Annotated in this window: 11 protein-coding genes; 4 read left to right on the top strand and 7 right to left on the bottom strand. The window is 58.6% G+C overall.

The features are described from left to right. Positions 1 to 11 precede the first annotated feature (11 nt). The 3 genes from OSJ75_RS07595 to OSJ75_RS07605 form a co-directional block, all read right to left on the bottom strand. The gene (locus OSJ75_RS07595) at positions 12 to 1,283 is read right to left on the bottom strand and encodes a glycosyltransferase (RefSeq protein WP_267227418.1); all 1,272 of its coding nucleotides are present in this window, start codon (positions 1,281 to 1,283) and stop codon (positions 12 to 14) included. Further along, a complete protein-coding gene (locus tag OSJ75_RS07600) occupies positions 1,280 to 2,677 on the bottom strand; it encodes a hypothetical protein (RefSeq protein WP_323748429.1) in 1,398 nt (465 codons plus the stop codon). Before OSJ75_RS07600 ends, OSJ75_RS07595 begins: the two co-directional genes overlap by 4 nt. Before the next feature lie 307 nt (positions 2,678 to 2,984). After that, positions 2,985 to 4,883: a calcium-binding protein gene (locus OSJ75_RS07605; protein WP_267227419.1), complete on the bottom strand. Its 1,899-nt coding sequence runs from the start codon at positions 4,881 to 4,883 to the stop codon at positions 2,985 to 2,987. A gap of 341 nt (positions 4,884 to 5,224) precedes the next feature. Between OSJ75_RS07605 and OSJ75_RS07610 the strand changes: the two genes are divergently transcribed. Next, on the top strand, positions 5,225 to 6,976 hold the full coding sequence (locus OSJ75_RS07610; protein ID WP_267227420.1) for a calcium-binding protein: 1,752 nt from the start codon (positions 5,225 to 5,227) through the stop codon (positions 6,974 to 6,976). Positions 6,977 to 7,015: 39 nt separating this feature from the next. Here the strand turns inward: OSJ75_RS07610 and OSJ75_RS07615 are convergent, their stop codons facing one another. From OSJ75_RS07615 to OSJ75_RS07630, 4 genes are read right to left on the bottom strand one after another with little or no spacing between them, the layout of a single operon-like run. Further along, on the bottom strand, positions 7,016 to 8,086 hold the full coding sequence (locus OSJ75_RS07615; protein ID WP_250019474.1) for an ABC transporter ATP-binding protein: 1,071 nt from the start codon (positions 8,084 to 8,086) through the stop codon (positions 7,016 to 7,018). A gap of 24 nt (positions 8,087 to 8,110) precedes the next feature. Further along, positions 8,111 to 8,959, bottom strand: coding sequence for a carbohydrate ABC transporter permease (locus tag OSJ75_RS07620; protein ID WP_250019473.1), 849 nt, complete (start codon positions 8,957 to 8,959; stop codon positions 8,111 to 8,113). Then, positions 8,952 to 9,890 (bottom strand): carbohydrate ABC transporter permease, encoded by a 939-nt coding sequence (locus tag OSJ75_RS07625; RefSeq protein ID WP_267227421.1) that lies wholly within the window; start codon positions 9,888 to 9,890, stop codon positions 8,952 to 8,954. Before OSJ75_RS07625 ends, OSJ75_RS07620 begins: the two co-directional genes overlap by 8 nt. A 58-nt stretch (positions 9,891 to 9,948) precedes the next feature. Then, entirely contained in the window at positions 9,949 to 11,256 is a 1,308-nt protein-coding gene (locus OSJ75_RS07630) for an extracellular solute-binding protein (protein ID WP_267227422.1), read from the bottom strand. Between the two features lie 195 nt (positions 11,257 to 11,451). On the opposite strand from OSJ75_RS07630, the gene OSJ75_RS07635 reads away from it, so the two are divergent. The 3 genes from OSJ75_RS07635 to OSJ75_RS07645 are packed head-to-tail and all read left to right on the top strand — an operon-like array spanning position 11,452 to position 14,447. After that, the gene (locus OSJ75_RS07635; protein WP_267227424.1) at positions 11,452 to 12,657 is read left to right on the top strand and encodes an ROK family transcriptional regulator; all 1,206 of its coding nucleotides are present in this window, start codon (positions 11,452 to 11,454) and stop codon (positions 12,655 to 12,657) included. Positions 12,658 to 12,686: 29 nt separating this feature from the next. Further along, a complete protein-coding gene (locus tag OSJ75_RS07640) occupies positions 12,687 to 13,787 on the top strand; it encodes a Gfo/Idh/MocA family protein (RefSeq protein ID WP_267227425.1) in 1,101 nt (366 codons plus the stop codon). Positions 13,788 to 13,805: 18 nt separating this feature from the next. Next, positions 13,806 to 14,447, top strand: a complete 642-nt coding sequence (locus OSJ75_RS07645) for a ThuA domain-containing protein (RefSeq protein WP_250019468.1) — start codon at positions 13,806 to 13,808, stop codon at positions 14,445 to 14,447. Positions 14,448 to 14,640: the final 193 nt, after the last annotated feature.

Genomic DNA, 14,640 nt, shown 5'->3' on the forward strand with positions numbered 1-14,640 from the left:
GTTTCACCCCCTCACCATGCACGCACTTGGCGTACCTTTTCCGGCGTATAATTGTCGCGATGCGAGCCGAGGAAAAACCACTCGTCGATATAGGCCAGCAAGCGAACCGATCGCATGACGTAGGACATGAAGATCGAGTAACCCGGGAGGAACAGAAGATTGCGCCAGAAACTGGCGCGGCCCGTGGTCCAGCAAGCCAAGGCGAGCATGAACGCGTCCAGAACCAGCAGCGCGATCTGCATCGCAATCAGAATCGGAATGGCAAGCGTGCCGAAATTGATTGCGAGCCAGGCCATGTAGATGGGGAAAATCACCGCGCTGGCGACGCTGAAGGCGAGAAAATCGCACTGGTGAAAGGCTTCAGCCGCGCTGAACCTGCGGTCGAACGGATTGAGCAGCCGCCGGTGTTTCCTGAAGCGTATCCAGACCGCATCGCGCTCCCAGCGCAGCCGCTGCCTGATATAAGCGTAGAAGGTCGCCGGCACGTCCGTATAACACACGGCACCCGGAACATACCCGATGCGCCAGCCGGCCCTGCGCAACCGCAGCGTCACATCGAGGTCCTCGCCGCCACCGACATCCAGCCCGCCAACCTCGTCGAGCGCCGTCCTGCGAAAGGCGCTGAAGGCGCCGGATGCGCATGTTATCTGGCCTATCGCCGCGCTGAAACGCTTTCCGACCGAGATGGATTCCAGATACTCGATTTCCTGAAACTGGGTGACGAGACTGACCTCCGCATTGCGTGGCGCGATGTCGCCGCAGGCTGCTCCGATGCGCCCGTCGGCGAAGGGTTCGAGCAGACGTTCGATGGCGAAACGGTCGAAGGAACAGTCGCAGTCGATATTGATGATGATGTCACCGCGGGCAACCTCGCAGGCGAGGTTGGTCCCGCTCGCTTTGCCGCCGCGGATTCCCGTAGAGAGAATGCAGGTTCCGAGGCCATTCTTGACCATTTCCCTGGCGATCCTGTTCATTCCGTCCGTCGAGCCGTCGCTGACGATGACAATCTCGAAGTCGAGAAACGACTGCTCCATCAGGGAGTTTACGCATGCCCCGATCGAGTCGGCTTCGTTATGGCCGATAAGCACGACGCTGACGCTGGGTGATTTGCAACGGGCAGGGGCGCCAGCGCCGTTATCGAGACGTCGCAGGCTCACCGCGGCAATCACAAACGGCACGACATATCTCGGGATGTCGAATATCAGCGTATACCAAAAGACGGTGGCCAGGCTCGATCCGGTTTGGGCAAGTAGAAACGACAGGCCGAATTCAAGGTCGTTCACGGCAGCGCATCTTCTCGTGTGCCCCACAGGATGAGCAATGTTGGGTTCAACTTGTCCGACAGAACGGATTCGGCATGGTCGAGGGCCTCGCGCAAATAGGCGGTGAAGCCGGCGACGTCGCGTCCCGGAAACAGCACATATTCCCGCTCCGGCGAGGAATAGACGGATGCCACGTCGCCAAGGACGCCCTGGAGATTGTCCGCAAGCAGCTTGCGCATCGAAATGAGGTTGATCTCGCCGCGAGCCTTCAGCACCTGTTCGCGGCTGCCATATTGCACCTCGACGAGCATGAAATCCGCAGCCGGCCCGCTCTGGGAAGCAAGCTCGGTGATCCGCCTCTGCAGTTCCTCCGGAAGATAACGCATCTGTGTAATCGGAAACCGATTTGCATCCTCGGTATCATTGGCAAGCAGAATGTTGGCCTGATGCGACAGGGAATAGGAGAAGACGTCCGATATGCTGACCGCGTCTCCGCCGACATGCATCCCGCAATCCTGGCACAGAAAACCGATGGAGGGCTCGGAAGTGGTGTTACTGCACCGGCCGCATAGCTGAACATGCCCCGGCTTGTCGTAATCCTTGCCGTAATGGCGCAGCTGCTGGCTGCATTTGGGGCATATGAGCGCCGTCCCGCGACGGAAGCCCGCCTCGGGACTGAGCTGGGCGCAGCTATAGTGATGGATCAGATCCGCTTCCGATAGTTGCGGCGATTGGCAGGCCGGACATTCCTCCCTTACCGTCAGTCGATGGGACTGGCATCCATCGCACTTGTAGTATCGGTCGAAGAAGTTGCGCTCGAGCCAACCCTTGTTGGCAAGCGCTTCGGCCACCATCGTCGCAGAGGCTGTATTCGAGAAGCCTCTGTAGACGTAATAATAGGGCGAGTTCGGCTGCCTGATTGGCACAAGATCTTCCCCGGAGACGAAAAGATAGGCCAGCATCCGCACTGCTGGTGTGGTAGGCGACTGAAACCTGCTCGATAGCCGGGCTCGCTGGTCCCGGTATTTGCTGAGGCAACTGGCGGTTTGGACCCATGATTTGGGACTGGCCAGGTTGAAGTCCACGTCAGCAGCCAGGCACGGCTTGCCGGAAACATTCACCACCGGCACAAGAAACAAGCCCCGTGCGCTTCGAAACTTCTCAAGGCTGGACGACTGCCGCTCACTGGTCAGCAGAATCGCATCGATGTCACCATTGTCGACGACCGAGAACACATCCCGGAGGTAGCGCGAATGAGGGATGACCGTATCGGGATAGGCTGCTACCCGAGGCGTACGCAGATTGAATTGCTGCCATATCGACTGGCATCGGTCCACGACCGGATGAGGTTCTGTGAGCGGCCGGCTGTCCTGCGGCGCAGTATTTTCCAGCAGGGATATGTTGCTGTTCGACACGACACACCTTTTTATGCTTTGGCGAGCCAAAGGAAAGTATAATATGATGTATAAGCGAAACTATTCTTACTCAACTACCTTGAATAAATAAGCGCCCGCTCAAAGTCTGTGTCAAGCGGCATGTGGCAGAGTCAATATATTTGTGCATCGACTGTAGTAATTAGTCATTACGCTATTGATGATGCTTGGGTATGGTTAAATCGCGCGATTGAAATGCCAGATGAGCAAACGGCCGAGGGCACGGGAGAGAAGCCTGGAAAGCTTCTCCCCCGCTGCTTCGTTCAGTGCCAGCTGTGTCCAACTCTTGTCAGGCAAAGAGGAAATCTTCGGCCGTCAGCCCGGTCTCGTGGACCTGGATCGAGTCGTCGTCGCTCAAGGCAATCTGGGTGTAGTCATCGGTAACGGTGATCCTGCCCTCCGCTTCGAGCTGTGCGAAGCCCGAGAAGCCGTAACCGGCAATGTCGAGGACGTCGCCGCTTCCCGCCTGAAAGCCGACGACGCTGTCATTGCCGCTGCCGGAGGCGAAGACGAATTGGTCGATGCCGCCCGTGAGGTCATCGCCGCCATTGCCGGCCATCGTGTCGTCGCCGCCTCCGCCTGTCAGAATGTCGGCGCCGTTCAAACCGACCAGGATGTCGTTGCCGGCTCCCCCAACAAGAGTATCGGCTTCGTCCGAGCCGGTGAGATTGAAGCCGATGCTGGCATTGGTCGAGGCGCCGGCATCGAATGTGGCGCTGCCGTGGCTGGAGTAGACGATGGTCCGAAGGCCGGATTCCGCCAGGTCGCCGGAGACAGTGATGTGGTCGCCCTGCCCCGTGCCGTCAATGCTGATGCTCTCGATATTGCTGACGCGGGCGCCGTCGATATCGATCGAGGAACCGTTCCCCGTAATCGTGGTATTGAGGGCATATATGCTCCCAAATTCCAATTCATCGGTGCCGCCACCGCCGTCGAGCACATCCCTGCCGTCGATTGGCATCAGGACAATCCGGTCGTCTCCACCGCCGCCGAGGAAGGTGCCGTGACTATCAAAACTTGCAAATTCGATATTGACGCCGACGGCGTTGCTGGCATCCACGTCGAAGCTGGCTGGCGGAGGAGCATTGCCGCCCTCCCTGTCGATCGAGATCGTATTGACGCTTCCGAGCGAAAAGTCACCGGCGATCGTCACCCCGGCATCCTCGTGGAAAGCAAGGTCAATAACCTCGACCGATTGCAGGGTAGCTCCGTTGACAATGGTAGCCTGTCCAGCGGCAGTGATATCGAAGGGTGGAAATTGAAACGTTTCGTAATACGTGTCAGTCAGATAGCCGCCGATGACGTGATCGCCCGGGCCGACATCGTCCAGGCTGAACCGATTGATGGCCCATTGGCCGCCGATCAACGTGTCATCGCCGCCATTGCCTCCCCTCAAATGATTATGGTGAGGCTCGCCATCATTGCCGTTCAGCGTGTCGTCGCCGCCAAGGATGATATCATCGCCGTTCCCGCCGGAGAGGTCGTCAGAGCCGTCGCCGCCATCGATCGTGAAGTCGCCATAGCTGCCGTAGTTACTGGCGCCGACGTTATCGTCACCGTCGCCAGCGTATATGTGGCCGTTTGCCCATCCGCGAGTGGCTTCGCCGTCGCCGGTATAATCCCGGTGGGCGCTTACGATATCGACGTAGTCGTCGCCCGCCCCGGTGTCGATGCGGATCTCGTTGCTCCAATCACCCGTATTGCTGTCGATGCCGAGCCTGATATCGTCATCGCCGCCGCCGGTCGTCACCTCGGCCCGCTTCACACCGTCGATATCGATGTCGCGGTCGGCATCGCCAGTCAGGTGCACCCACGCATCGACGAAGTTGGAGACCCTGAGCGCCGAGCCCGTGAACTCCGAAATCTCGATGTTCTTGATGGTATTCCAGGCCCGGTTCAGCGCGATATCGACGCTGTCGTCGTCCTGCCAGTCGATGCTGATCGCCGAAGCGCCCGTGTCGGGATCTTCGCCGACCTGGGTTTCAGGAAACTCGACGAGGCCGATCTCGGTGTCGCCCGCGTCGGAATCGAAACTGCCTTCGGCCGATCGAACCGGGTTCGGATTGACCGCCGTCGTATAGGTATAGCTTGTGGCGAAATCCCTCCAATAGGCACTATGTGAAGTCTCATCGGGTATCCACCCCGGCCTCTCGGACGTTGACGACAGGTTGAGTTCTATCCTGGCCATAAAATCCTCCTCCCGAATCTGATCAAGTCAAAATCATTCCTCCGCCGCATGCCGCCAGATATCGCTGCCGTCATATCCAGCAGAAATTGGCGGCGTTTTCAAAATAAATGCGGATATCTATCCGTAGTGAACTACAAAAATCAGGATCGGCCAATCAATATCTTTATACATATATTGTCGGCAAAGTATCCATAATATGCTTTGAAATTTTATCTTGGTTGAGCTGCTGGACCTATGTCGAAATTATGAATGTGTACAATCGAGATTTCAGTGCTAACTTGATTAATCTGTAGACGCCGGTTCCATTTCACGAGCTCAATGTTCACTGAGGAGAATGAACAATGGTCGCTTTACCGAAAAATTCCCCGTCGACCGATTCCTACCTGATGGATGCCAATCCGACCGACGACCGTTGGTGGGAAGCTCAATTTGGCCTGTCATCGACCTTTGCAAGGACCGGCACTGCCGCGCCGGCTGCAATCATCGACGGCACCGAGGGAGACGACTCTCTTGTTGGCACCGCTGGCGAAGACACGATCAATGGCTTCGGCGGTGACGATTTCCTGGATGGCGGCAGTGGCGACGATGCGCTTTATGGCGGAGACGGCGACGATTGGCTTACAGGCGGACGCAATCAGGAGGGCGAGGGTGACCTGCTCGATGGTGGCGCAGGCAATGATACGATCCTTGCCGGCTATGGCACGCTCATCGGTGGTGCCGGCGACGATATCCTGATCAGCGGGCAGACGTCACTGACCGGCGGCTATATTCCGGGCAATGAGCGGGGCGCCTCTATTTCCGGTGATGAAGGCAATGATCTGATCATCGGAACTGCCGTCGATGACGAACTCGAGGGCGGGGAGGGCGATGACATTCTGCTTGCCGGCGCGGGGTATGACAATCTCGAGGGCGGCGCAGGCGCAGACGTGCTCGACGGCGGCGAAAGCGACAATGATCGCGCCATCTACAGCAACTCAACGGCGGGCGTGCGGGTCGACCTGGCGACAGGGACCGGCCACGGCGGCGACGCGGAAGGCGATTCCCTTCGCAATATCGAACGGGTGCGCGGCAGTAGCTTCGACGACACACTGATCGGCAACGACAAGGGCGTCGTTCTCGATGGTGAGGATGGCAACGACTTCATCCGCGGTGGGGCCGGTCACGACGGATTATATGGTGGATACGGGGACGATTTCATAGAAGGCGGAGCCGATGACGACCATATCGATCCCGGTGTCGGCAGCGACACGATCGACGGCGGTAGTGGCAGCGACACGATCCGGATTCTCGGCTTCTATTCGATTCCCGGCGAAGAGGCGATCCAGCATGGCGGTGTAACCGTGGATCTTGCCGCCGGCACCGTCATGCGCGGCAATTTCCTGGAAGATACGATCAGCAATGTGGAAAACGTTGATGCCACCACGTCCGTCGCTGATACACTGATCGGCAATGCGAGCGACAATACATTCTGGGGCGGCGAAGGGGCCGACTATATCGACGGCGGCGCTGGCGTGGATACAGTCCAATATTCCGGTGACTCGTATAATGAGCGTGGAGTGGTGGTGAATCTCAATAGCGGCCTCACCATGGGCGCAGACGCCGAGGGAGATATACTTGTCGGCATCGAGAATATCCTCGGTAGCCCCTTTGACTATGACAGCCTGGTGGGCACGGATGGGGCCAACTATCTCTCGGGCAATACGGGGCGTGACGAACTGACCGGACTCGGTGGGAACGACAGGTTGGAGGATTCCAATGGCGGTGACTATCTCAATGGCGGCGACGGGGCCGATACTTTCGTGTTTGCCTCCAATTGGAACAAGGTGAGCACGATTGAAGACTTTCATTCCGCCGAGGGCGACAAGATCGACCTCAGCGGCTTTTATGGTCACTACACCAATGACGAGCCTCTCGACCTGACTTTCGTCGGATATGGCGGTCTCAGCGGCAATGCCGGTGAAGTTGCCCTCGTGATAGAAAAGACCATGACCACTGTCATGATCGACGAGGACGGCGATGGCGCATCCGATTTCAATATCTGGCTCAGTTCCATCCTCGAACCGACGATCACCGAGGGCGATTTCATCTTCTGACGCCTGTCACCTCCGAGGGAGCGAGCGGTGCCGCGTCAGTTAGAGCGCGTGCCCGCTCTCATCGTCGAACACGTGGACGAGGTCCGGATCGATCGTCACCGCAAACGGCGTTCCCACCCGCAAGGCGGTGTCTCCGCTTACCAGGGCGGTAACCTTGCTTGCAGCCATGTCGAAAAGGACATGGGTGTGTGCCCCCGTGGGTTCCACCAGCAAGGTCTCGCCGCGCAAGACGCTGCCTGTGCCGGACAGCGACAAATGTTCCGGACGAAGGCCGACCTTGACCGACCGTCCGCGCGCCAGCCCTTGTTTTGCGGCCACGCCTATGACGGTTCCGTCGCTCAGGCGCACGCATGGCGCGCCGTCGACGCCCTCGACCACACCTTTCAGTACGTTCATCGAAGGCGAGCCGATGAAACCTGCGACGAAGAGGTTGGCGGGGTTGCGATAGAGGTCGATCGGAGCGCCCTGTTGTTCGATGCGCCCATGATTGAGCACGACGATCCGGTCTGCCAGGGTCATGGCTTCGATCTGGTCGTGCGTGACGTAGATCGATGTCGTCTGCACCTTCTGGTGTAGCGACTTGATTTCGGCGCGCATCTGGACGCGAAGCTTGGCGTCGAGGTTGGAAAGCGGCTCATCGAACAGAAAAACCTCGGGATCGCGCACCACGGCACGGCCCATGGCAACCCGCTGGCGCTGCCCGCCGGACAATTGGGAGGGCTTGCGGTCAAGCAGGTTTGTCAGATCGAGCATGCGCGCCGCCTCGGCCACCCGCGCGCTGATCGTCGCGGCCGATTCGCCTGACATTTTGAGGTTGAAGCCGATGTTCTGCGCCACCGTCATATGCGGATAGAGGGCGTAGGACTGGAACACCATCGCGATATTGCGCTCGCGCGGCGTCAAGCCGTTGACGATCTTGCCGCCAATCAGGACATTTCCGCTCGTGATTTCTTCAAGCCCGGCGATCATGCGAAGCAGCGTGGACTTGCCGCAGCCGGACGGGCCGACCAGCGCCACGAACTCGCTATCCTCTATCGAAAGCGAGAGGTCATGGATGACATCCAGCGTGCCGTAGGCCTTTCTGAGATTGTGAAGTTCAACGGATGCCATGGGCGATGCTCCAACGATTGTCGATCATGATTTGACGGCGCCGGCAGTGAGCCCGGCAATGATGTGCTTCTGCGCGATGAAGAAGACGATGATCGTCGGGAGGATTGTCAGCGTGATGAACGCCAGCGCGAGCTGCCAGTTCGTGCCGTACTCGCCGCGATAGACCATGATCCCGAGCGGCCACGTGTATTTGTTTTCGGAGTTCAGCATGATCAGCGGCAGGATGTAGCTGTTCCAGCTGCCAACGAACGATATGATGCCCACGGTGGCGATTATCGGCCGGGCGAGGGGCAGCGAGATGTACCAGAAGAAGCGGATATAGCCGCAGCCATCGACGAAAGCGGCCTGGAACAGTTCCTCAGGCAGGTTCCTGAAATAGTTGCGGAACAGGAGGATGCTCATGCCAAGCCCGAACGCGACCTGGGGAAGTACGACGCCCCAGTAGGAATCGAGCAGTCCTAGGTCGCGTATCCGGATAAACAGCGGCAGGATCGCGGTCGCAGCCGGGAACATCAGCCCTATCAGAAAATAGTTGAGGAGAAAGCCCGAGCCGAAGAACCGGACATGGGCGAAGGTGAAGGCCGCCATCGCCGAGACGACAAGTGTGAGAAATACGGTCAAGACGGCAATGATCAACGAGTTGACCATCTGCCGCCAGTAGCGGTCGCCGAACAGGATGTCCGTATAGTTCGACCAGTACCAGGTTGACGGCAGGCCGAACGGATTGGTGCGCAGTTCTCCGAGAGATTTGAAACCGCCGAGCGCTGTCGTGAGCAGCGGCACCAGCACGAGGACCGCAATGACCGACAATGCCACATAAAGATAGAGCTTGGTTGCCGTGCCCGGGCGTGTGGAGGAGGTAAGGTCAGTCATTGCGCATGAATATCCGTTTGTAGCCGAAGGCGAGGGTGACGCAGATGACGAAGAGGACCACGCCGACTGCGCTGCCGAGGCCGACCTGCATGCGGGTAACGCCATAGGTGTAGAGGAAGGTCACCATGGTCTGCGTGGAGTTGGATGGTCCGCCGGCCGTCAAGGGCATGATCATGTCGAACAATTGCAATGAGCCGATCACCGCGAAAAATACCGAAAGACGCACGGTCGAGCCAAGGAGCGGCAGGGTGATGTGCCGAAACTTCTGCCAGCCTGTCGCCCCGTCGATCTCCGCAGCCTCGAGCACGCTCTTGTCTATGGACTGAAGGCCGGCGATGAACAGCATCATGTGAAAGCCGAAATATTTCCACACGATGACGGCCAGAACCGCATAGATCGCGAGATTGCGGTCAGCGAGCACATAGGGCGTTGCGATGCCGAGAAATCCCGACAGGGCGGCGAACAAGCCGTAATCTCCATCATAGACAAAGCGCCAGATGAGGCCTGCCGCCACATCAGCCAGCACGTATGGCAGGAAGAAGATGAGGCGGAAGACCACGACGCCGGCAATGCGGTGGGCCAGCATCATGGCCAACCAGATCGCCAGCGGTATCTGGATCAGTACCGAGACGAGGATGATGGTGCCGTTGTTCCACAAGGCCTGCGTAAAGGCGGCATTGTTGAACAGGACCTGGAAATTGCGGAACCCGACATATTGCTGCGGGAGCCCATAACCATTCCAGCGATACAGGCTGTACCATGCCGCTTCGCCCATCGGCAGGATGACGAAGATCGTGAACAACAGGATGGCCGGCGGCAGAAACACCACGAGCACGGGCAATCGGCCGCGCGCCAGCGGGTTTGCCGCCTTTCCCGTCTTTGGCAGTGCCGCTGAAGGCAGCAATGTCGTTGATGCACTCAGTTCAGTCATGCTCATCCTACCTTTGGACATGTCGTCAGTCATGTTGCGACAGAGGGCAGATGCTGAATCAGAACTTCTCCAGTTCGAATGCGTCCTGGATCATCTGGGCGCCTTCTTCCGATGTCATCTGGCCGGAGGTGATTTCGACCGAAACGTCGTTGACGACGCGGCCGACGGACGGGCCAAGGTCTTGGTCAAAGAAGTTCTGGTGCCAGGTCGAGGCGCCCAATTGTTCTGCAGATTGCCGCACCAGCGGATTGACGACGCCGTCCTCCGCTCCTTTGGCCACGGGGATGAGCATTCCGGCCTTGGCCATGACGCGCTCATTGTCGACGTTCGTAAGGTAAGCCAGGAAATCGACGGCTTCCTGTGGTGCGTCCTTCGAAACGGCCCAACCATTGAGGCCACCAAGCGTGTCGGTTGCCGCGCCGGCGCCGCCTTCGATAACAGGAAATGCGAAGCGGCCGATGTTTTCCGGGTTAAGTCCCTTGCCATCGCCTGCATTGTTGCGCTGGTTGGCCTCGGTATTTTCGAAACCGAGGATCATCGCAGCCTTGCCGTCGCCGAAAAGGCCGAGCGCCTGCGGCCAGGTCGTGCCGAGATAGCCGGGCTGGAATGGCTCGAGCGCGCCGAGTTCGGCAAGCTGTTCGCCAGCCTTTATGATGGCGGGGTCGAGAAAGCCCTCTCCCTCGCCATTCTTGGCGGCGGTAAACACTTGCTGCCCGCCATTCCGCATGACGAGGTAGCTCCAGTAGAAATGCAGCGGCCATTTTTCGCCACCACCTCCTGCAATCGGGACGATGCCGGCGGATTTGATCTTCTTGACCGCGTCGAGCAGGTTGCTCCAGGTCTTGATGCCTGCGGCATCCACACCGGCCTTGGCGAACTTCTCCTTGTTATAGAAGAAGCTGACCGTGCCCATTTTCATGGGCACTGCCCATATCTTCTCATTGAAGGTGAGGCCCTGCACGGCGGCGGGATTATACGTCTTCTCCCAGGCGGCGTCCTCGGCCTTCATCGAGGGCGTCAAATCCTTGAGCGATCCGGTTTCGGACTGCTGCTTCAACACGCCGCCACCCCAGGTGTAGAATATTTGCGGTGCGTCTGGCGATTGCAGTAGCGTCGGCAGCTTTGCCTTGAATGCCTCGTTCTCCAGGAACTGCATCTGGATATCGACATTTGGATGTTCGGCTTCGTATTTCTTGGCGATGTCGTCCCAGATCGCCACATAGCGTGGGTCTATTTCGAGATGGAGCCACTTCACGACGGTCTGGGCGTTGGCCGCCGCGGAGGCCAAGAACAACGCCAATCCTGCTGCCGCAGCGCGCACGACTACACGCTCGCCCTTGCGGGCGATGCTGATCATCTTATTCATAACTTCTCCTCCCGAGAAATCAGATAATTTTTCCGTAGTGCGGATTAATTCAAAGCAATAGGCGTTGGTTGTCAACCTTAAATTGTCACAAATGGCTTAAACTGCTTGACAGGCAGCAGAGGGGTCCTGCTATTTATTCCGTAATGCGGCAAAAATATACCGATGCCGGATACTCCTCAACTGCCTGGTAGTTCCATGAAAACCGCCGATCCCGAACTTATGCGAGCGATCAATCGCTTCACGATATTGGATACGATTCGCCGCTTCGGACCGATATCCCGCATCGAAATCAGTGAGAGAAGCGAGCTGTCGACGACGACGGTGTCGGCGATTACGGCATCGCTCCTGGATGACGGACTCATCCTGACGCGCCATGAAGGCGATCTGCGGGATGCCGCCGTGCGTGGTCGGCCAAGGGTCATGCTCGAGCTCAATCCGGACGCAGCGCGCGTCGTGGGGGCCAAGATCGCATCGAACCGGATGACATTCGTCGTAACGAACTTCAAAGGTGAGGTGCTTTCGACATTGACGCTGGACCTGCGGGTCGATCGGCAGCCGATCGGTGTGATTGCCGACCTGATCGAGGATGGCGTAAGGCGATGCGTGGTCGATGCCGGCCTGTCGCTGGATGAGATCGATTCCGTATGTATAGGGTTGCCCGGCGTCATCGAGCATCGCACCGGCCGCGTGCTGACGAGCCCGGTGTTTCGGGATATCGATGTCGACTTCGCCTCCGAGATGACCGAGCGCTTGCGAACGGCGACCATCGTCGAAAGCGACGCCCACGCCATAACGCTTGCCCATCACTGGTTCGGCAAGGCGCGCGATCTGGACGATATGGTGCTGGTTTCGCTGGAGCGAACCCTTGGCCTCGGCGTGCTGCATGAGGGGCAATTGTTCCGGGGCGCCGGCGGTTTGAACCACAATCTCGGTGACCTTGTCGTCGGTGTCGGCCCGGGTGGACCGGTGCGATTGTCCAGCAAGGCGGGCGAAAGCGCCATTCTGGCAGCGCATCCGGCGGCAGGACGTTTTGCCGAGGCCATCCAATTGGGGCGCGGAATGCACCATGCCCAGACTCTCATAGAAGCGGAAGATGACGCACTCGTGCGTGCCGCGGCCAGCGCAGGCGAGGCCGTGGGAACGGCGCTTGCCAATATCGTCACTCTGTTCGCGCCACCGCTCATCATCGTGGTCGGGTCGAGCCTCGCATTGGGCAAGCCGTTTCTGCAGAGCCTGAGCGCCGCCTATATCCAGGCCATTCCGCCATCGCTCAAGAATGTGGCGGAACTGGTCTTCGATCATTCGCCAGAGGAAATATGGGCTCAAGGCGCCGCCGTTGTCGCGCTGTGCGAACTTTATGAATCGCCCTGGGGGACCACAGGCCCCGCGCAGGGACTCTGATCTGTTCAGTTGTATCGGGAGGATATTGAGTGAAACCCATTGGTATCGGCATTATCGGCTGCGGCAATATTTCGAGCGCCTATCTGAAGGCGATGGCGTCCTTTCCGATCCTGAAGATCGTCGGTCTGGCCGACCTCAATGAGGATCTGGCGCGCAGCCGCGGTGCGGAATTCAACATTCCTGCCACGACGGTCTCGGCATTGTTGGCGGATCCCGATGTCGAGATTGTCGTCAATCTCACCGTTCCGAAAGCGCATGTCGCGGTCGCGCTGCAAGCATTGGACGCGGGAAAGCACACCTATTCGGAAAAACCTTTGGGCATCAATTTTGCCGAGGGCAAGCGCCTCGCTGACGCTGCCAAGGCCAGGAACCTGCGTATCGGCGCGGCGCCGGACACTTTTCTTGGTGGCGCGCATCAAACTGCGCGCGCGATCCTCGATGAGGGGGCAATCGGTCAGCCGGTCGGCGGTACGGCCACCTTCATGTGCCCGGGCCATGAGCGCTGGCATCCCAATCCGGACTTTTATTACGAGGTCGGCGGTGGCCCGATGCTGGATATGGGGCCCTATTACATCACCGATCTGGTCAACCTTCTGGGGCCCATCAAGCAGGTTGCCGGCTTTGCATTCTCGCCCCGCAGCGAGCGCATCATCACCAGTGAGCCGCGCAAGGGCGAGCGCATACCGGTGCAGGTGCCGACCCATGTGGCCGGTGTCATGGCGTTTGCCAACGGCGCGATCGTGCAGATCGGCATGAGTTTCGATGTCGCCGGCCACAAGCACGTGCCGCTTGAGATCTATGGCACGGAAGGAACGTTGATCGTTCCGGATCCCAATCATTTCGGCGGGCAGATCGAATATCTGAAAAAGGGTGGAGCCTTCGAGAACAGGGATACGCAACATCCCTACTCGGATGGCAATTACCGCTCGCTCGGCGTGGCCGATATGGCGCATGCGATCCGGTCCAACCGGCCGCACAGGGCGAGCGGATCGCTGGCGCTGCATGTCCTGGAGGTCATGGAGGCGTTTGAAAGCGCTTCACAATCCGGCCAGGCGATATCGATCAGTACCACGACGGAACGCCCGGCGCCGCTCGCAGATTCATTGATCGATGGAAAGATCGCGATCTAGCATTTCAGGAGGAAACACATGCGCGAAGCACTTATTGTCTGGGGTGGATGGAGCGGCCATGAGCCGCAGGAATGCGCCGAAATCATCAGGGAAATGCTGGAGACGGATGGTTTCAAGGTCTATGTCGAGCATAGTACCGAAGCATTTGCCGACCCTTCGATTCACGACCTCAGCCTGATCGTACCCATCATGACCATGTCGAAGATAGAAAAGGAAGAAGCCAAGAACCTTGCCGAGGCGGTAGAGAAGGGCGTCGGCATAGCCGGATATCATGGCGGCGCCGGAGATGCCTTCCGCGAATGTGTCGAGTATCAATTCATCATCGGCGGCCAATGGGTCGCGCACCCCGGCAACATCATCGACTACACGGTCAATGTGACGAAGCCGGACGATCCTCTGATGCAGGGGATTGGCGATTTCCCCTACAAGTCTGAACAATATTACATGCATGTCGATCCTTCCAACGAGGTCCTCGCAACGACGACGTTCAAAGGCGATCATGCCTACTGGATCGACGGCGTCGTCATGCCTGTGGTGTGGAAGCGCAAATATGGCAAGGGCAGGGTGTTCTATTCGTCGCTCGGACACGTCGCCAAGGAGTTCGAAGTGCCCCAGATGCGAACCATATTCCAGCGCGGAGCGAACTGGGCCGCCCGCTGAAGCAGACGCAGCGATGTGTGTCGCCGGGATCCCATTTCGGCTGTGATATCAGAAGGTTGTCGGGCCAGCATGGCGCGACACGAACACAGCCGAAATATTGTCTGGCGTGGGCCTTGAATCGACCAGGTTCGGGTTGCGTGACGCTGGCGGTTCAGATAGGGAATTCTGGCTGTTATGGCGTGTGCAAAGAGGG

Source organism: Phyllobacterium sp. 0TCS1.6A (genome assembly GCF_026420825.1).
Lineage (GTDB): Bacteria > Pseudomonadota > Alphaproteobacteria > Rhizobiales > Rhizobiaceae > Phyllobacterium.